Consider the following 17,354-nt stretch of genomic DNA (forward strand, 5'->3'; position numbering starts at 1 on the left):
CAGATGACCAGTGGCAGCGACCACCGACACGGAGCACGAAGAGCACACCGGCGCGGCTGCGTCCCGGCCGTCCGCGGCCCGGCGCCGTCCCGGCCCGTTCGCCATGGCGGTGAGCGTCTTCGGGGAACTCCTCATCACCGCGGGCCTGGTCCTGGGCCTGTTCGTCGCCTACTCGCTCTGGTGGACGAACGTGGTCGCCGACCGCGCGGCCGGGAAGCAGGCGGACAAGGTCCGTGACGACTGGGCTCACGGCGGGGGTGGCCCCGGAGCGCTGGACACCAAGAACGGCATCGGGTTCCTGCACGTGCCGGCGATGAGGAACGGCGAGGTCCTGGTCGAGAAGGGCACGTCGAACAAGATCCTCAACGACGGTGTCGCCGGGTACTACACCGATCCGATCAAGTCGGCCCTGCCGATGTCGGGCAAGACCGGCAACTTCTCCCTCGCCGCCCACCGGGACGGTCACGGCGCCGAGTTCCACAACATCGACAAGATCAAGAAGGGCGACCCGATCGTCTTCGAGACGAAGGACAAGTGGTACGTCTACAAGGCCTACGCCATCCTTCCCGAGACCTCGAAGTACAACGTCAAGGTCCTCTCGGCGGTCCCCGAGGAGTCCGGCAAGAAGAAGCCCGGGCACTACATCACGCTGACGACCTGCACGCCGGTGTACACGAGCACGTACCGCTACATCGTGTGGGGCGAGCTGGAGCGGGTCGAGAAGGTGAACGCGGACCGGACACCGCCGAAGGAACTGCGCTCCTAGCAGCGGACGGTGGCGGTCGGCCGTCGGACCCTAGCGCTGAACCAGCGCCCCGAGCACCAGGCGGATGCCGGGCTCGGGGTCGAAGTGCGCCCGGGGCATGACCACCTGGTGGAACATCATGCCGTCGAGGTAGTCGAACAGGACGCGGCAGTGCTCCTGTGGCTCGGGTGAGCCCAGGGTGGCCAGCCACTGGGCCACCCAGCTGATCAGGGAGTCCTGTGCGCGGCTCAGTGGTGCGCGGACGGCGGGGCGGGCGAGGCCTTCGAGGATCAGGGCGTAGCGGGCGGCGGTGCGGGGGCGGGCCGGGCCGAGGGCGTGGCGGATCATGTGGGTCAGGGCGGCGACGAAGGCTTCGGGGTCTTCGGCTGTCGGCTCGCCCGCGACGCGCTCCCAGTCCCGCCTGTCCTGGGCCTCGAGGTGGCCGACGACGCCGGCGACCAGGGCGTCGCGGCTGCGGAAGTGGTTGGACGTGGTGCCCGCGGGGACGCCTGCGGCCGTGTCGACGGCCTGGTAGGTGAGGCGCCGCAGTCCGCCCTCGGCCAGTACCTCGATGGCCGCGTCCAGTACTTCGTCTCGTCTGCCCGGCATGGGTCGGACCTCTCCTTCACTATGAATATAGTGCCGCTACTACAAACATAGTACCGTGGTCGCATGTCCAGGAAAGCGATCATTGTCGGCGGTGGCATAGGCGGTCTCGCCACCGCCGTTCACCTCCGGGCCGGCGGCTGGGACGTCGAGGTCCACGAGCGCGCTCCCGCCCCGCCCGGCACCGGCACCGGCACCTCCGTCGGTCTGTGGCCGGCCGCGCTGCGGGCGCTCGACGAGCTGGGCGTCGGCGGGCTGCCCGGGAGCGGGCCCGACCGGCGGCCCGGGGCACCTTCCTCCGGCCCGACGGCCGCCTCATCGGGAACGTGGACTTCGCGGGCCTGCGCCGCCGCACCGGCGACAGCGTGCACGTGATCGCGCGGCCCGCCCTGTTCGAGATCCTCACCGCCGCGCTCGACGAGGGTGTGGTGCGCTACGGGCAGGATGTGAGCGACGTGCGCGCCCTGGCCGACGCGACCGACTGCGACGTCGTCATCGCCGCGGACGGTCTGCGCAGCCGCGCCCGAGCGGCCCTCTTCGGCGACGCGTACGGTCCCCGCTATTCGGGAGTCACCGCGTGGCACGGCACCGTGGACCTCGACACCGAGGCCATCAGCGAGACGTGGGGACAGGGCGCCCGCTTCGGCGTCACCCCGCACGCGGGCGGTCACACCAACTGGTTCGCCTGCGCCCCCGCACCCGAGCGCGTCCCCGTGCCCGGCGGCGATCTCGCGGCCCTGCGAAGGCACTTCGGTACCTGGCATGCCGGTGTGCGCAGGGTCCTGGACCGTGTGGCGGATGGCGGCGGCGCGGGCATCTCCCGCAACGACCTGTACGACCTGGCCGAGCCGCTCCCCAGTTACGTCAGCGGGCGCATCGCCCTGATCGGCGATGCCGCCCACGCGATGACGCCCGACCTCGGCCGGGGCGCCTGCGAGGCGCTGATCGACGCCGTCACCCTGGCCGGTGAACTCACGGCCCGGGTCCGTGTCGAGGACGCACTCGCCGCCTACGACACGGCCCGCCGCCGCCCCACCCAGCGTCTGGCCCGCGCCGCCCGCCTGATGAACCGCGCGGTGCACACCCGACGCCCGCTCGCCCCGGTGCGGAACGCCGCGATGCGCCTGTTCCTCACGGTCGGCAGGCCGCCGGCCTGACACACGGCAGGGCCCCGGCGCCCTGTCGAGGGTGCCGGGGCCCTGCCGTTGCTCGGGTGCGACCCGACGGGTCAGTCCTCTTCTCGGCCGGTGATGCCGCCGAAGAGGCCGCCGTTTCCGCCGCCGCCGTTGTTGTTGCCGCCGTTGTTGTTCCCGAAGCCGACGGTCTGGAGGGTGATCGTCGTGCCCGCCGGGTCGTCGACCTCGGTGTTGCCCTGCGGGTCCTGGCCGGAGACGATGGCGTTGTCGCTCTGGTCGCTGCCACCCGCGAACTGGATGTTGGTGAAGCCGGCCGCCGCCAGGATCTGCTTGGCCTGGCCGACGCTCTGGCCGACGACGGTCGGCACCGGAGTCTTCTTCTGCTCTTCCTTCTTGCCGATCTGGATGTTGACCGCCGAGTTCTTGTCGACGGAGGTGCCGGCCTGCGGGGTGGTCGCGATGACCTTGCCGACCTGGTTGTCGTCGCCGGTCGGCACTTCGGTGCAGTTGCCGACCAGGTTGCTGGCCTGCATCTGCTGCTTGGCCGCGTCACAGGTCTGGCCGAGGACGTCCGGAACGGTGGACTTCGCCGCCTCCTTGGCGATGGTGAGGGTGATGGTGGTGCCCTTCTCCACCTCCTCGCCCAATTCCGGGTTCTGCTCGAGGACGGTGCCGGGGTCCTCCGAGGACTCCCTCGACTTCGTCTCGACCACGAACTTGTACTTGTCGCCCTCCAACGTCGCCTTGGCGTCGTCCAGGCTGTCGCCGACGACGCTCGGCACCGCGACCTTCGGCGCCCCGGTCGACACCACGAGGGAGATGGTGTCGCCCTTCTTGACGTTGACGCCGGCCTTCGGGTCCTGGGAGCAGATGTTGCCCTTGGCCTGCTCCTCGCAGGGCTTCTTGGTGAAGGACAGTTCCAGGTCGGCGTTGGTGGCGAGTTTCCGGGCATTCTGCTCGGTCTCGCCGACGAAGTTGGGCGCGGCGAGCGTGTCGTCGCCCACGCCTCCGTTGCCGCTGAACGCCCACCGCCCGATCAGGATCGCTCCGACCAGCACCAGGATGCCCGCCACCACCAGCAGGATCGTCGAGGTGTTGGACTTGCGCTGCTGCTGGCGGCGCCGGTCGGGGCGGTCGTCGTAGCCGTAGCCGCCTTCGTCCGGGTTCATGGGGGGCAGCATCGACGTGGCGCCCGCGCCGGAGTCCGCGCGCAGGGCCGTCGTCGGCTGGTCGTCGGGGTAGCCGCCGTAGCCCACCGAGCCCATCGCGGCCGTGGCCGCGACCGGCTGGCCGTCGAGGCAGGCCTCGATGTCGGCGCGCATCTCGTCGGCCGACTGGTAGCGGTAGTCCGGGTCCTTGACCAGTGCCTTCAGTACGATCGCGTCCATCTCGGGCGTGATCTCGGGGTCGAAGACCGAGGGGGCCTGCGCCTCTTCGCGTACGTGCTGGTACGCGACGGCGACCGGGGAGTCGCCGACGAAGGGGGGCCTCACCGTCAGGAGCTCGTAGAGCAGACAGCCGGTGGAGTAGAGGTCCGACCTCGCGTCGACCTGCTCGCCCTTGGCCTGCTCCGGTGAGAGGTACTGGGCGGTGCCGATGACGGCGGCCGTCTGCGTCATCGTCATGCCGGAGTCGCCCATGGCGCGGGCGATGCCGAAGTCCATCACCTTGACCTGGCCGTTGCGCGTCAGCATGACGTTCGCGGGCTTGATGTCGCGGTGGACGATGCCGTTGCGGTGGGCGTACTCCAGGCCCTGGAGGATGCCGATGGTCATCTCCATGGCCCGCTCCGGCAGCAGCTTGCGGCCGGAGTGGAGCAGCTCGCGGAGCGTCGAGCCGTCCACGTACTCCATGACGATGTACGGGATCGAGACCCCGTCGATGTAGTCCTCGCCCGTGTCGTAGACCGCGACGATCGCGGGATGGTTGAGCGAGGCGGCCGACTGGGCCTCCCGGCGGAACCGGGCCTGGAAGGAAGGGTCACGCGCGAGATCCGCGCGCAGCGTCTTCACCGCCACGGTGCGGCCGAGGCGGGTGTCATGCGCGAGGTAGACCTCCGCCATGCCACCACGCCCGAGCACCTGGCCCAGTTCGTACCGGCCGCCGAGGCGACGCGGCTCTTCCATAGCTACCTACCAGCCCTCTCCGTCGGTCCCGACCGGAAACTTGTACGGTCGGAGGCTGCCGTCCGGGCCTACCGTACCCGGCTCGCTTTGTGTGACCTGGCCAAGCCCGTCAGCCGATACAGGACCGGTATCGCAACGTGCACCGATGTGAAGCAGACGTGAGCGGGGTCACTGCTTGCTCTCGATGACCGCCTCCATCACGTTCCTCGCGATCGGCGCCGCGAGGCCGCCGCCGGAGATGTCGTCACGGACGGCGTTGTCGTCCTCGATCACGACCGCGACCGCGACCGGCGAGCTGCCGTCGCTGTCCTTGGCGTACGAGATGAACCACGCGTAGGGGTTCTCGCTGTTGTCGACACCGTGCTGGGCGGTACCGGTCTTGCCGCCCACCGTGACGCCCGGGATCTTGGCGTTGGAGCCGGTGCCCTCCTTGACGACCGTCTCCATCATCGACTGGAGCTTCTGGGCGTTCTCCGAGGACAGCGGCTGGCTGAGCTCCTCGGGGTCGGTCTTCTCGAGGGTGTCGACGCTGCGGGCCTGGAGCTCGTCGACCATGTACGGCTTCATCAGCTTGCCGTCGTTGGCGACGGCCGAGGCGACCATGGCCATCTGCAGCGGGGTCGCGGCGGTGTTGAACTGGCCGATGGAGGACAGCGCGGTCTGCGAGGCGTTCATGTTGTCGGAGAACACCGAGGCGTTGGCGCGGACCGGCGTGAACTGCTCCTCGGTGAAGCCGAACTTCTTGGCCATGTCCAGCATCTTGTCGTTGCCGAGGTCGGCGCCGATCTTGCCGAAGACGGTGTTGCAGGAGTACTGCAGGGCGACCCGGAGCGTCGCGTTCTTACAAGGGATGTTGCCCTCGTTCTTCAGGGGCGTCGTGGTACCCGGCATGATCCACGGCAGCGGTGTGTTCGTCTTCTGGTTCGGGTCCGTGTAGAGCCCGTCCTCCAGGGCGGCGGCCGCGGTGAGCACCTTGAAGGTGGAGCCGGGCGGGTAGGTCTCGCGCAGCGCCCGGTTGAGCATCGGGTCGTCCGGGTTGTTCTTCTTCTGGAGCTTCTGCCAGGCCTCGGTGTCCGTCGTCGTGGAGTTCCCGGCGAAGGACGACGGGTCGTACGACGGGTAGGAGGCCAGGGCCAGGATCTTGCCGGTGGACGGCTCCAGGGCGACGACGGCGCCCTTGCCGCCCTGCTTCTTCAGACCGTTGTACGCGGCCTTCTGCGCGGCGGCGTTCAGCGTCGTGACGACGTTGCCGCCCTCCTGCTTCTTGCCGGTGAGCATGTCGAGGGTGTTGCGGAAGAAGAGCCGGTCGTCGTTGCCGGTGAGGATGCCGTCCTCGATGGACTCCAGCTGGGTGGCGCCGAAGGCCTGCGAGGCGTACCCGGTGACCGGCGCCCACATCGGGCCGTCCTTGTAGGTCCGCTTGAACTTGAAGTCGCTGCCGGAGGTCTCGGTCGAGCCGGTGATCGGCTGTCCGCCGACGATGATGTCGCCGCGCGGGGAGGCGTAGCGCTCGATGGTGACGCGGCGGTTTTCCTTGTTGGTCCTGAGCTCGTCGGCCTGGACGTACTGGATCCAGTTGTCGCGGATGAGCAGGGCCAGGACGAGCAGACCGCAGAAGACCGCGATCCGGCGCAGGGGCTTGTTCACGGGCGGACCACCTGAGTCATCTCGGCGTCGGGATTGCCGGCCGGGGCCGGGGCCGGGCGGCGGGCGGTGTCGCTGATGCGCAGCAGGATGCCGATCAGCGCCCAGTTGGCGATCACGGAGGAACCGCCGTAGGCCACGAACGGCAGCGTCATACCGGTCAGCGGGATGAGGCCCATGACGCCGCCGGCCACGACGAAGACCTGGAGGCCGAAGGCGCCGGACAGGCCGATGGCCAGCAGCTTGCCGAACGGGTCGCGGGCCGCGAGCGCGGTGCGTACGCCCCGCTCGATGATCAGGCCGTAGAGCAGCAGGATCGCCATGACACCGGCGAGGCCCAGCTCCTCGCCGAAGGTGGCGAGGATGAAGTCGGAGTTGGCGGCGAAGCCGATGAGGTCGGAGTTGCCCTGCCCGAGGCCGGTACCGAGGGTGCCGCCGGAACCGAAGGCCCACAGGGCCTGCATGGCCTGCTCGGAGTGGACGACGCCGTCGCTGACCCCGGCACGGCTGAGCTGGTACTCGCGCATCGGGTCGAGCCAGGCGTGCACACGCGTCTGGATGTGCGGCTCGAAGCTCGCCACGCCGACGGCGCCGACCGCGGACATCAGCAGACCGAAGACGATCCAGCTGGTCCGCTCGGTGGCGACGTACAGCATGATGACGAACATTCCGAAGAACAGCAGCGACGTACCGAGGTCGGTCTCGAAGACCAGGATGAGGATCGAGATCGCCCAGACGACGAGGATCGGGCCGAGGTCACGGCCGCGCGGCAGGTACAGGCCCATGAAACGGCGGCTGGCCAGTGCCAGGGCGTCTCTCTTGACCATGAGGTAGCCGGCGAAGAACACCGCTAGGGCGATCTTCGCGAACTCGCCGGGCTGGAGCGTGCCGAGGCCGGGGATCTTGATCCAGATCTTGGCGCCGTAGACGTCCGCGCCGAGTCCGGGCACGAGCGGCAGGACCAGCAGGAACAGCGCGCCGGCCATGGAGATGTAGGTGTAGCGCTGCAGGACGCGGTGGTCCTTGAGGAAGATCAGCACGACCACCAGCAGGGCGACGCCCATCGCGGAGTACAGCAGCTGGCGGGGAGCCGCCTCGACGAACGTGTTACTCGCTTGGAGCTTCTTGGACTGGTCCAGGCGCCAGATGACGACCAGACCGAGTCCGTTCAGCAGCGTCGCCAGCGGCAGCATCAGCGGGTCCGCGTACGGCGCGAACTTCCGGACGACGAGATGGCCGACGCCCGCGAGCAGGCCGAGTCCGAGGCCGTAGCTCAACAGGCCCGGCGGCACCGAGTCGTTGATGGCCAGGCCGACGTTGGCATAGGCGAACACCGGGATGACGACGGCGAACACCAGCAGTGCGAGCTCGGTGTTGCGTCTGCTCGGTGCGCCGATCGCGCCGATCGTGGACGTGTGGTGCGTCGGCGAGTGCGATGTGTTCGTACCGCTCATCGTGTAACAGGGCCTCTCACGGCTTGCCTACTGCTTACCGCACAGCGAGACGACCTTCTGCTCTTCCTCCGAGAGGCTGGGGCCGGGGCTGGGAGTGGGTGCGGTCGTGGACGGGTTCGGGGACTTCTCAGGCGCCGACGGCGAGCCCGACGGGTTCGACGGGTTCGGTGTCGGTGTGGCCTTGGACGTGAAGGAGGCGGGAGTGGTTCCCGTGGTGCCCCCGGCCTCGCCTTCGCCGGTCTTGGAGTTGTTCTGGCTCTCGGCTTCGCGCCGCTGCGCCTCCTTCTTGCACGCGGAGGCTTGCACCGACAGTTCCTGGATCTTCGCCTGGGCGTTATCCAGACCGCCCTCGGCGATGGTCGCCTTGACCAGCTTCTGCTGGTAGGGCGGCAGGTACTTGAGTTCGATCTCGGGGTGGTCCTTCTCGACCTTCGAGAGCGACACCCACGCCAGGTCCTGGCTGATGCCCCGGTACAGCGCGACGTGCTCGTCCTCGGCGCCGACGTAGTACTGCGTCTGCGTCCAGCGCCAGCCGCCGTACAGACCGCCGCCGACGACGGCCAGCGCGAGGACGCCGTAAAGGGATCTCTTCAGCCAGCGGCCCTTCCTGCGCGGCTTGACGAAGTCGTCGTCGCCGTAGCCCAGGCCGGCCGCCGGGATGTAGCCGGTGGTGTCGCCGGAGCCGGGCGGGCCGAACTCGCCGCCACCGCCGCCCTGTCCGTGCCCATGGCGGCCGAGGCCGGAGGCGCGGCCGGCGGGGGTCTGCATGATGCCGTTGTCGTGCAGCTGGTGCTGGTTCTCGGCGACGGCGCCGACCACGACGGGGGTGTCGGACAACTGCCCCGCGAGGGTGTCGCCGGTGTCGAGGTCGAGGACGTCGGCGACGATGACGGTGATGTTGTCCGGGCCGCCGCCGCGCAGTGCCAGCTCGATGAGGTTCTGGACGGTCTCCTGGGGGCCCTGGTAGCTGGCGAGGGTGTCCTCCAGGGTCTGGTGGGACACCACGCCGGACAGGCCGTCGGAGCAGATCAGGTAGCGGTCACCGGCGCGGACCTCGCGGATGGACAGGTCCGGTTCGACGTGGTCGCCGCTGCCGAGGGCGCGCATGAGCAGCGAGCGCTGCGGGTGGGTCGTGGCCTCTTCCTCGGTGATGCGGCCCTCGTCGACCAGGCGCTGCACCCAGGTGTGGTCCTGCGTGATCTGCGTCAGTACGCCGTCGCGCAGGAGGTAGGCGCGGGAGTCGCCGACGTGGACCAGGCCGAGGCGCTGGCCGGTCCAGAGCAGGGCGGTGAGGGTGGTCCCCATGCCCTCCAGCTGGGGGTCCTCCTCGACCATCGAGCGCAGCTGGTCGTTGGCGCGCTGTACGGCCGTGCCGAGCGAGGTGAGGAGGTCGGAGCCGGGGACGTCGTCGTCGAGCGCGACGATCGTGGAGATGGCCTCGGAGGAGGCGACCTCGCCCGCCGCGGCGCCGCCCATGCCGTCGGCGATGGCGAGCAGGCGCGGGCCGGCGTATCCGGAGTCCTCGTTGCCCTCCCGGATCATGCCCTTGTGCGATCCGGCCGCGAAGCGCAGTGACAGACTCATGCGCACCTCGCCCGTCGGCTCCGGGTACAGCCGGTCGTGTCGAGCCACACTGCCCACCCTCCGGTCGGGAGCGCGCCGGGGCCCGGGGTGGGGCCCGCCACTGCGTGCTCGCTCCGCTCGCGCCTATCCATGATGTAGCACTACTTCCGCAGCTCGATGACGGTCTTGCCGATGCGGATCGGCGCGCCCAGCGCAATCGGTGTGGGAGTCGTCAGCCGGTTCCGGTCCAGGTACGTGCCGTTGGTGGAGCCGAGGTCCTCGACGATCCACTGGCCGTCGCGGTCCGGGTAGATCCTGGCATGGCGGCTGGAGGCGTAGTCGTCGTCCAGCACGATCGTCGAGTCGTGCGCCCGGCCCAGGGTGATGGTCTGGCCCTGGAGCGCGACCGTGGTGCCGGTGAGGGTGCCCTCGGTCACGACCAGCTTGGTGGGGGCGTTACGGCCGCGCCGGCCGCCGCCGGACTGCTGGCGCTGCTGCGGCGGGGCCTGGCGGGCGGCCTGCTGCCGGCCTGCCTCCCGTCGCGATCCGCGCTGGGTGACACGCGTACCGAACAGGTCGCTCCGGATGACCTGCACGGCCACGATCACGAACAGCCACAGTACGGCCAGGAAACCCAGCCGCATGACCGTGAGGGTCAGCTCTGACATTGCCCCCGCTTCACCCTTCGGCTTGCCGGTAAATGATGGTGGTGCTGCCCACGACGATCCGCGAGCCGTCGCGGAGCGTAGCGCGGGTGGTGTGCTGCCCGTCCACCACGATGCCGTTGGTGGATCCGAGATCCTGGATCGTCGAGGGCGTTCCGGTCCGGATCTCGCAGTGCCGGCGGGAGACGCCGGGGTCGTCGATCCGCACGTCGGCTTCGGTGCTGCGGCCCAGCACCAGCGTCGAGCGGGAGATCTGATGGCGCGTGCCGTTGATCTCGATCCAGTGGCGGGTGCGTCCGCCGGCCGCTGGGGCGGCCGGGGGCCGCTGGGCGCCCGCGGGCTGCGGGTAGCCGTACCCGCCTGGGCGGCCGCCGGGCGGCGGCGCGGCCGGCATGGGCGGGGCGCCCGCGGGTGCGGCGGCCGGCGGGTATCCGTAGCCGCCGGGGCGTCCGGCGGGCGGGGCCGCGGGCGCGGCGCCTGGCGGGGCCTGCTGGCTGCTGGAGGAGGCGAGCGTACGGCTGCGCACCCGGTACAGGCCGGTGTCCAGGTCGTCCGCCTTCTCCAGGTGCACCTTGATCGGGCCCATGAAGGTGTAGCGCTGCTGCTTGGCGTAGTCACGCACCATGCCGGCGAGCTCGTCGCCGAGCTGGCCGGAGTAGGGGCTGAGCCGCTCGAAGTCCGGCGTGCTCAGCTCCACGATGAAGTCGTTGGGCACGACCGTCCGGTCGCGGTTCCAGATGGTGGCGTTGTTGTCGCACTCGCGCTGGAGCGCGCCGGCGATCTCCACGGGCTGGACCTCGGACTTGAACACCTTGGCGAAGGTGCCGTTGACCAGACCTTCGAGACGCTGCTCGAACTTCTTCAGGACTCCCATGGGGCACCTCCTCCGTCGCTGCCGTCCTGTGTACTGCCCTGCGGGCCGCTTGCCTGGTACTGCTTACTGATCGTATCCACGCGCCGGTCGATCGGCTGGTTCCCCCTGTCAGCCCGGTCGACGGGTGTCGACGCCTGACGAAGTTCCCTGTGGAGCTCCCCTTCGAACTCCTCCGGTGCTACGGCTGCCGCGCAACCGCTCTCGCGTACTCCTGACAAGGATCGTAGAGGCGGCCGAAGACCAGTGTCCCGCACCCGACTGTGGACCCCGACCGCCTCCTGCGGAGACGGGGGGTACCGGTACGAGGTTGATACGTGAAGCGCTACGCGTTGATACGTGGCCAGGGCACCGAAGGTTCGGCGGCCTGTCTGCCTGCGGAAGAAGGGATGTGAATCCACCCCGCCCCGCGTGCTAATGTTCTGGGTGTCGGCAGGCGCCAGGCCCCAAGGGGCAGGGGCCCACGACACACCCAATGCGCGGGTGGCGGAATAGGCAGACGCGCTGGATTCAGGTTCCAGTGCCCGCAAGGGCGTGGGGGTTCAACTCCCCCCTCGCGCACCGTCGGAACGGGCGGCATCGATCAGATGCCGCCCGTTTTCGTGTCTGCGGATGTGATGGTTGTCTCGCGGCGCCCGTGGGGCGCTTGTGTGAGGAAGCTCTCAGGACTGGTCGGCTCGGGGGTCCCCCAGCGACCGCCCGGGGGCGAAGCGTTCCCGTACCGCGGGGTCGTCGAGGAGACGGGCCGGGTAGCCGGGACCGGTGCGGGCGGTCATGTCCTGGTGGCGCAGTGGTTCGCCGCAGGAGGAGCAGACGACGCGGGCCTCGGTGTCGTGGTCGCAGGGCGTGTGGTGCAGGACCACCGGGGCGCCCGTGTCGCCGGTCAGCCAGCGGTCGCCCCAGGCGTTGATCGCGGCGAGTACGCCGAAGAAGTCGCGGCCCTTGTCCGTCAGCAGGTACTCGTGGCGGACCGGGTCGCTCCGGTAGGCCTGCCGGCGCAGCAGGCCCTCGGCCTCCAGGCGCCGCAGCCGGTCGGTGAGGGTGTTGCGGGCGATGCCGAGCGAGCCGATGAAGCCGTCGAAGCGGGATTCGCCGTAGAAGACCTCGCGCAGCACCAGCAGGCTCCAGGCATCGCCCAGGATGTCCGCGGTGCGGGCGATGGAGCAGGGCCAGGTGTCGAACGAGGTCCGTTTCACGGCTGCCAGGTTATCGGTTTCATCATGAGATGGACTCGCCCTCGGGGTCCCCGGATTTGTCACTCCCGTACGCCCGCCGGTTCCGCCGGGTGGCGGCGCAGGGCGAGGGCGACCGGGGCGAGCGCGCAGGTCACGGCGAGGAGGGCGCAGACGGCCGTCGTCGCGCCGAGGGCCTGCCACGGGAGCGCGATCGTGGCCGGGGCCGACAGCAGGGCGAGGGCGCTCGCCATGCCGGCCAGGTTGACGGCGGCGACCAGGAGGCCGAGGAGCGCGCCGGCCGCCACGACCGTCAGGGCCTCGGCGCCGGTCAGCCGCAGGACCTGCCGGCGGGTGGCTCCGGCCAGCCGCAGCACGGCCAGGTCGCGGGCCCGGTCGGACGTCGCCATCACCATGGTGTTGGCCACGGAGATGCCCGTGTAGAGGAGGGCGATGCCGAGGACCAGCAGGAGGCCGAGGCGCGTGGTGCGGTTGGTCTCGGGGTGGGTGGCGCGGATCCATGCGTCGCGGGTGAGGACCTGTCCGTTCCCGGTGCCGAGCGCCTGGTGCAGGGCGGTGGCGACGGTTTTCGGGTCCGCGTCGTCGGTCAGGGCCACGTCGATCCGGTCGACCGTGGCGCCCGGGGCGTTGCGCGGGGTGACGTAGACGCCGTTGTCGCCGGTGCCGGTGGTCATCACCGCGGCGATCCGCAGGGGGCGCGGCGTTCCGTCGCCGAGCCAGACGCGGACCCGGTCGCCGACCCGGTGCCGCTGCCACTCCTCGTTGACGATGATCGAGTCGTCGTCGAGGTCGGCCACCTCGCCGGCGGCCAGGGGCAGGCGGGTGGTGGCCGCGAGGGGGCCGGGGGTGGCGGCGCGGGCCTCGGAGCGGATGAGGGCCACGCCGTCCTCCAGGACGTGGACGGACGTGGAGGACGTCGGTGACATCTCGGTGCCCGGGACGGCGCGCAGTCTGCGCAGGGCGGCGTCGTCGAAGCCCGTGCCGGTCGGCGGGGTCACGACGAAGGCGGCGGTGGTGCGCTCGCTCGTCTCGGTGGTCTTCGCCCGGTTCAGGGTCGCGGTGGCGCCGAGCAGGGAACCCGCGAGGGCGACGGTGACCAGGACGGGGGCCGCGAGCGCTGCGGTGCGGCGCATCCCGGCGGCGGTGTTCTCGCGGACCAGCAGGGCGCAGGCGCCCGGCAGCCACGTCAGCAGCCGGGTCAGGGGGCGCAGCACGAGCGGGGAGAGCAGGGCGGCCGCGGTGATCAGCAGCATCGGGCGGCTGATGTAGGACTTGCGGTGCAACAGGCCGGCCGGGTCGCCGGCCAGGGACAGGCCCAGTGTCACCGCGGCCGTCAGCAGCAGGGCCGTGCCGGACAGCAGGCGGCCCCGGGTGATCGTCCCGCTCTCCGCCGAGGCCTCGCGCAGTGCCTCGGTGGGGCCGGTGCGGCCGGCCCGCCAGGACGCCGCGGTCGCTCCGCACAGCGCCACGAGCAGGCCGGTCCAGAAGGCCGCGTGGTACGGCCAGGTGTGGTCGCCGATGGTGAACCAGGCAGGGGCGAGGCCGTTGTCGACGACCCAGGCCGCGAGGCGCGGCGCTGCGTGGGAGCCGAGGGCGCAGCCGGTGGCGGAGGCGAGGGCGCCGACGGCGAGGGCCTCGGTGAGGACGGTCCGGCGGAGCCGGCCCGGGGTGGCCCCGGCGGTGCGCAGCAGGGCGAACTCCCGGCGCCGCTGGGCGACCGCGAAGGCGAACGTCGACGCCACGACGAAGACCGACACGAAGGCGGTGACGCCGCCGGCGGTGCCGAACAGGGAGTTCATCGCCGTGAGCGCCTCGCTGTCCCGGCCGGGGTCGGCATCGGCGAGGCGGCGCGCGTTGCCGGTGAGGACCTGGGCGCTGTCGCCCACCGCCTCCCGTACGGCCGCCGGATCGGCCTCGACGGCCAACTGCGTGACCGGGGGCGCCAGTCGGGCGGCGCGGGCGTCGGTGAAGAACACGGCGCTCTCGAAGCCGCGTGACGTGAGCGTGCCGACGACGCGTACCGGGCCCCGGTCGGTGTGGAGCCGCCGGCCGGGGCGTGTCCAGTCGCCGGTGACGGCGACCTCGCCGGCGGTGCGGGGAGCCCGGCCGGTGGCGAGGTCGTAGGGGGCGAACGCGGCGGTGGACCAGGGGTGGCCGACCAGGTCCGCGGGGGCGCCCGTGGCGCGGACGGCGAATGACCTGTCCGCCACGACCGGGCCCAGCTTCCGCAACTCGGCGACGGTCGTGGCGGGTACCGGGCGCGGGTGGGCGAGCCGGGACTCGCGGTCGCCGATCGGGGTCGGTACGCGCAGCGTGTCCTGGCCCTTGACGACGACCCGTGCCGCCGCGAAGCGTTCGGGGGCGCGTTCCGGGGCGGTGGCCGACGAGGCCAGGGCCAGGCCCGTCACGGTCAGCAGTGCCACGCCCAGCGCGAGCGCGACGAAGCTGCCGGTGAAGGTGGCCCAGCGGGTGCGCAGGGTGCGCAGGGCGACGCTCAGCACGGCACGGCCTCCAGGCGGGTCATGCGCGCGGCGACGGCGTCGGCGCTCGGACCGGTCAACTCCCCGTGCACGCGCCCGTCGACGAGGAAGAGCACGCGGTCCGCGTACGCGGCGGCCACCGGGTCGTGCGTGACCATGACGACCGTCTGTCCCTCGCGGTCGACCATGCCGCGCAGCAGCCCGAGCACCTCGCGGCCGGTCCGCGTGTCCAGGGCGCCGGTCGGTTCGTCGGCGAACAGCACGTCGGGCCGGGTGATCAACGCGCGGGCCAGGGCGACGCGTTGCTGCTGGCCACCGGAGAGCCGGGCCGGTCTGTGCCGGGCCCGGTCGGCGAGGCCGACCTGCTGGAGCGCCTGGCGCACCCGGGCCTTCGGGACGCGCCGGCCGGCCAGGAGCAGGGGCAGGGCGACGTTCTGCTCGGCGGTCAGCGAGGGCAGCAGGTTGAACGCCTGGAAGACGAACCCGACGCGCTCGCGGCGCAGCAGGGTCAGCCGCCGCTCGCTCAGCCCGGTCAGCTCGGTGCCGGCGAGGGTGACCGAGCCGGAGGTGGGCCGGTCCAGGCCGGCGGCGCACTGGAGCAGGGTCGACTTGCCGGAGCCGGAGGGGCCCATCACGGCGGTGAAGGTTCCGGCGGGGAACGCCAGGGAGACCTCGTCGAGTGCGGTCACGGTTCCGTACGCCCTGGTGACGGAGTCCAGCCGGATGGCGTCGTGTGTCATGGGTTCCCCCTGGTGTCGGTGTCGCTTCCAGGAAACCGGGCGGGGGCGGGCCGGCGCAGTGCGGCGAGGCCTAGACCTGGGGTAGGGCCAGGCATACCATCCGGCCTCGGCCTGAGCCCATGGCCGGGGCCCCGGCCCGCTTCTACGGTGATCCCCATGCATCCTCGGAACGTGTGGCAGGCCATGTCCCGCCCCGGCTATCTGCTGGGGGCGTGGCCGTGGCGGTCGGCCGGATATCTGCTCACCGGCGCGGTGACCGGTGCCGTCGTGCTCGTGGGGATCGTGGTCTCGGTGGCGGCCGGCGGGGTGCTCGCCCTCGCGCTGGTGGGGCTGCCTCTGCTGCTGGGGACGGTCCTGGCGGGCATTCCGGTGGCGGCTCTCGAGCGGTTCCGGCTGCGGCTGGTCGACGCGGAGCCGGCGTCCGACCCGCACGAGGCGCCCGGGGAACCGGGGCTGCGCGCCTGGCTGTCGACCCGGCTGCGGGAGCGGGCCACCTGGCGGGAGGTGGGCCACGCCCTGCTGTTCGCGGGGCTGTTGTGGCCGGTCGATGCTCTCGCGTTCACCGCCTTCCTGCTGGGGCCGCTCTCCGTGGTGGCGACTCCGTTGCTCATGGCCGTCTTCGGAGAGGCGAAGGTGCTCAAGGTGTGGCTGGTCACCACCTGGCCGGCTGCCGTCGGGTTCGCCGTCCTCGGACTGCTCCTGCTCGCCCTGGGCGCCTACCTGCTGGGCGTCGCCGCCGGTGCTCGGGCCGGGCTGACGCGGCTGCTGATCGCCCCGCGCGAGGCCGACCTGGGGGCCAGGGTGGTCGAACTGGCCCGGTCCCGGGTGCGGTTGGTGGACGCGTTCGAGGCGGAACGGCGGCGCATCGAGCGCGATCTGCACGACGGGGCGCAGCAGCGGCTCGTCGCGCTGACGATGACGCTCGGCCTGGCCCGGCTGGACGCCCCGCCGGGACCGCTGGCCGACCAGCTCGCCAAGGCCCATGAGGAGGCGGGCACGGCGCTCGCGGAACTGCGCGAGCTCATCCACGGCATCCACCCCAAGGTCCTCGCCGACTACGGCCTCGAAGCCGCCGTCGCCGACGCCGCCGACCGCTCGGCCGTGCCCGTGGACGTAGACCTGGAGCTGCCCGGGCGGCTCCCCCAAGCCGTCGAGGCCGCCGCGTACTTCGTGGTGTGCGAGGCGCTCGCCAACGTGGGCAGGCACAGCGGGGCGAGCCGGGCGGAGGTGAGCGGCGGGCACCGCGACGGCCGGCTGGTCCTTCGGATCCGCGACGACGGGCGCGGCGGTGCGCGGGCCGGGGAGGGCAGCGGACTGACCGGACTCGCCGACCGCGTGTCGGTGCTCGATGGCAGACTCTCCCTGTCCAGTCCGCCCGGCGGACCGACCCTGCTGCGTGTGGAGATCCCTTGTGGCCCTGCGAGTTGAGCGACCGCTGCGGGTGGTCCTGGCCGAGGACAGCGTGCTGCTGCGGGACGGGCTCGTCGGGCTGCTCGGTCGCTGCGGGCACGAGGTCGTCGCGGCCGTGGGGGATGCCGAGGCACTGATCACGGCCGTCGGGGAGCACACCCCCGACGTGGTCGTGACGGACGTGCGGATGCCGCCCGGCTTCCAGGACGAGGGCCTGCACGCGGCCGTGCGGCTGCGCCGCGACCGGCCCACACTGCCCGTCCTGGTCCTGAGCCAGTACGTGCAGCGCCGCTACGCCGCCGAGCTGCTGGACTCCGGTGACGGCACGGGCGTCGGCTATCTGCTCAAGGACCGCGTCGGCCAGGTCGAGGAGTTCGTCGAGGCGCTCGGCGAGGTGGCCGACGGCGGCACGGTCGTCGATCCCGAGGTCGTACGGCAGTTGCTGCGCCGCCGCCGCGACCCGCTGGAGCGCCTCACCCCGCGGGAGCGCGAGGTGCTGGCGCTGATCGCGGAGGGCAGGTCCAACGGCGCGATCGCCCGCGAACTGGTCGTCTCCGAGGCGGCCGTCGGCAAGCACATCTCCGGCATCCTCACCAAACTGGACCTGCCGCCGGCGGACGAGACCCATCGCCGGGTGCTGGCCGTGCTGGCGTATCTGCGGGCGTAGGCGCGCGGCCGGTCGGCCGGGTCCGGGGGGGCAGGTCCGGGCCGGACCCAAGTC

General features: G+C 71.5%; 15 protein-coding genes and 1 tRNA gene. 6 read left to right on the top strand and 10 right to left on the bottom strand.

Going from position 1 to position 17,354, the window contains the following annotated elements; translation table 11 throughout:
- The first annotated feature begins 10 nt into the window (after positions 1-10).
- Positions 11-766, top strand: coding sequence for a class E sortase (locus PV963_RS22995; RefSeq protein WP_274817633.1), 756 nt, complete (start codon positions 11-13; stop codon positions 764-766).
- A gap of 30 nt (positions 767-796) precedes the next feature.
- On the opposite strand, the gene PV963_RS23000 is transcribed toward PV963_RS22995, so the two are convergent.
- Positions 797-1,354, bottom strand: a complete 558-nt coding sequence (locus tag PV963_RS23000) for a TetR/AcrR family transcriptional regulator (RefSeq protein ID WP_274817634.1) — start codon at positions 1,352-1,354, stop codon at positions 797-799.
- A gap of 63 nt (positions 1,355-1,417) precedes the next feature.
- Between PV963_RS23000 and PV963_RS23005 the strand changes: the two genes are divergently transcribed.
- Together PV963_RS23005 and PV963_RS23010 are read left to right on the top strand one after the other, a co-directional pair.
- The gene (locus PV963_RS23005) at positions 1,418-1,726 is read left to right on the top strand and encodes an FAD-dependent oxidoreductase (protein ID WP_274817635.1); all 309 of its coding nucleotides are present in this window, start codon (positions 1,418-1,420) and stop codon (positions 1,724-1,726) included.
- Positions 1,678-2,508 carry an FAD-dependent monooxygenase gene (locus PV963_RS23010; protein ID WP_274817636.1) on the top strand — a complete coding sequence of 277 codons (831 nt, stop codon included), beginning with the start codon at positions 1,678-1,680 and terminating at the stop codon, positions 2,506-2,508. Before PV963_RS23005 ends, PV963_RS23010 begins: the two co-directional genes overlap by 49 nt.
- A gap of 71 nt (positions 2,509-2,579) precedes the next feature.
- On the opposite strand, the gene pknB is transcribed toward PV963_RS23010, so the two are convergent.
- The 6 genes from pknB to PV963_RS23040 all read right to left on the bottom strand — a co-directional run bounded on the left by pknB (position 2,580) and on the right by PV963_RS23040 (position 10,813).
- Entirely contained in the window at positions 2,580-4,613 is a 2,034-nt protein-coding gene (gene pknB / locus PV963_RS23015) for a Stk1 family PASTA domain-containing Ser/Thr kinase (RefSeq protein ID WP_274817637.1), read from the bottom strand.
- A gap of 168 nt (positions 4,614-4,781) precedes the next feature.
- Positions 4,782-6,260 (bottom strand): peptidoglycan D,D-transpeptidase FtsI family protein, encoded by a 1,479-nt coding sequence (locus PV963_RS23020; RefSeq protein WP_274817638.1) that lies wholly within the window; start codon positions 6,258-6,260, stop codon positions 4,782-4,784.
- Complete coding sequence (locus PV963_RS23025) at positions 6,257-7,711, bottom strand: FtsW/RodA/SpoVE family cell cycle protein (protein ID WP_274817639.1); 1,455 nt, start codon at positions 7,709-7,711, stop codon at positions 6,257-6,259. Before PV963_RS23025 ends, PV963_RS23020 begins: the two co-directional genes overlap by 4 nt.
- 27 nt (positions 7,712-7,738) lie before the next feature.
- Positions 7,739-9,295 (bottom strand): Stp1/IreP family PP2C-type Ser/Thr phosphatase, encoded by a 1,557-nt coding sequence (locus PV963_RS23030; RefSeq protein WP_274822098.1) that lies wholly within the window; start codon positions 9,293-9,295, stop codon positions 7,739-7,741.
- Positions 9,296-9,435: 140 nt separating this feature from the next.
- Complete coding sequence (locus tag PV963_RS23035) at positions 9,436-9,942, bottom strand: FHA domain-containing protein FhaB/FipA (protein WP_274817640.1); 507 nt, start codon at positions 9,940-9,942, stop codon at positions 9,436-9,438.
- 10 nt (positions 9,943-9,952) lie between these two features.
- Complete coding sequence (locus tag PV963_RS23040; RefSeq protein WP_274817641.1) at positions 9,953-10,813, bottom strand: FhaA domain-containing protein; 861 nt, start codon at positions 10,811-10,813, stop codon at positions 9,953-9,955.
- A 474-nt stretch (positions 10,814-11,287) separates the two neighbouring features.
- Between PV963_RS23040 and PV963_RS23045 the strand changes: the two genes are divergently transcribed.
- Positions 11,288-11,371: transfer RNA gene (locus PV963_RS23045), tRNA-Leu, on the top strand.
- 101 nt (positions 11,372-11,472) lie between these two features.
- On the opposite strand, the gene PV963_RS23050 is transcribed toward PV963_RS23045, so the two are convergent.
- Genes PV963_RS23050 through PV963_RS23060 form a run of 3 tightly spaced genes read right to left on the bottom strand, consistent with a single transcriptional unit; the run spans position 11,473 to position 15,223 of the window.
- Positions 11,473-12,006 (bottom strand): winged helix-turn-helix transcriptional regulator, encoded by a 534-nt coding sequence (locus tag PV963_RS23050; RefSeq protein WP_274817642.1) that lies wholly within the window; start codon positions 12,004-12,006, stop codon positions 11,473-11,475.
- A 59-nt stretch (positions 12,007-12,065) separates the two neighbouring features.
- Positions 12,066-14,504 (bottom strand): FtsX-like permease family protein, encoded by a 2,439-nt coding sequence (locus PV963_RS23055; RefSeq protein ID WP_274817643.1) that lies wholly within the window; start codon positions 14,502-14,504, stop codon positions 12,066-12,068.
- Positions 14,498-15,223: an ABC transporter ATP-binding protein gene (locus tag PV963_RS23060; protein WP_274817644.1), complete on the bottom strand. Its 726-nt coding sequence runs from the start codon at positions 15,221-15,223 to the stop codon at positions 14,498-14,500. The genes PV963_RS23055 and PV963_RS23060 overlap by 7 nt, the downstream gene beginning before the upstream one ends.
- Before the next feature lie 156 nt (positions 15,224-15,379).
- Here PV963_RS23060 and PV963_RS23065 point away from each other — a divergent pair, with 156 nt between their 5' ends.
- Both PV963_RS23065 and PV963_RS23070 read left to right on the top strand, forming a co-directional pair.
- Positions 15,380-16,651, top strand: a complete 1,272-nt coding sequence (locus PV963_RS23065) for a sensor histidine kinase (protein WP_274817645.1) — start codon at positions 15,380-15,382, stop codon at positions 16,649-16,651.
- Positions 16,641-17,300: a response regulator transcription factor gene (locus PV963_RS23070; RefSeq protein WP_274822099.1), complete on the top strand. Its 660-nt coding sequence runs from the start codon at positions 16,641-16,643 to the stop codon at positions 17,298-17,300. Before PV963_RS23065 ends, PV963_RS23070 begins: the two co-directional genes overlap by 11 nt.
- Positions 17,301-17,354: the final 54 nt, after the last annotated feature.

The organism is Streptomyces coeruleorubidus (genome assembly GCF_028885415.1).
Lineage (GTDB): Bacteria > Actinomycetota > Actinomycetes > Streptomycetales > Streptomycetaceae > Streptomyces > Streptomyces coeruleorubidus_A.

Excerpts from the sequence above, each read along its gene's own strand:
- PV963_RS23000 (WP_274817634.1), bottom strand. The coding sequence starts at position 1,354 with ATGCCGGGCAGACGAGACGAAGTACTGGACGCGGCCATCGAGGTACTG.
- PV963_RS23005 (WP_274817635.1), top strand. The coding sequence starts at position 1,418 with ATGTCCAGGAAAGCGATCATTGTCGGCGGTGGCATAGGCGGTCTCGCC.
- pknB (WP_274817637.1), bottom strand. The coding sequence starts at position 4,613 with ATGGAAGAGCCGCGTCGCCTCGGCGGCCGGTACGAACTGGGCCAGGTG.
- PV963_RS23025 (WP_274817639.1), bottom strand. The coding sequence starts at position 7,711 with ATGAGCGGTACGAACACATCGCACTCGCCGACGCACCACACGTCCACG.
- PV963_RS23030 (WP_274822098.1), bottom strand. The coding sequence starts at position 9,295 with ATGAGTCTGTCACTGCGCTTCGCGGCCGGATCGCACAAGGGCATGATC.
- PV963_RS23035 (WP_274817640.1), bottom strand. The coding sequence starts at position 9,942 with ATGTCAGAGCTGACCCTCACGGTCATGCGGCTGGGTTTCCTGGCCGTA.
- PV963_RS23040 (WP_274817641.1), bottom strand. The coding sequence starts at position 10,813 with ATGGGAGTCCTGAAGAAGTTCGAGCAGCGTCTCGAAGGTCTGGTCAAC.
- PV963_RS23060 (WP_274817644.1), bottom strand. The coding sequence starts at position 15,223 with ATGACACACGACGCCATCCGGCTGGACTCCGTCACCAGGGCGTACGGA.
- PV963_RS23065 (WP_274817645.1), top strand. The coding sequence starts at position 15,380 with ATGCATCCTCGGAACGTGTGGCAGGCCATGTCCCGCCCCGGCTATCTG.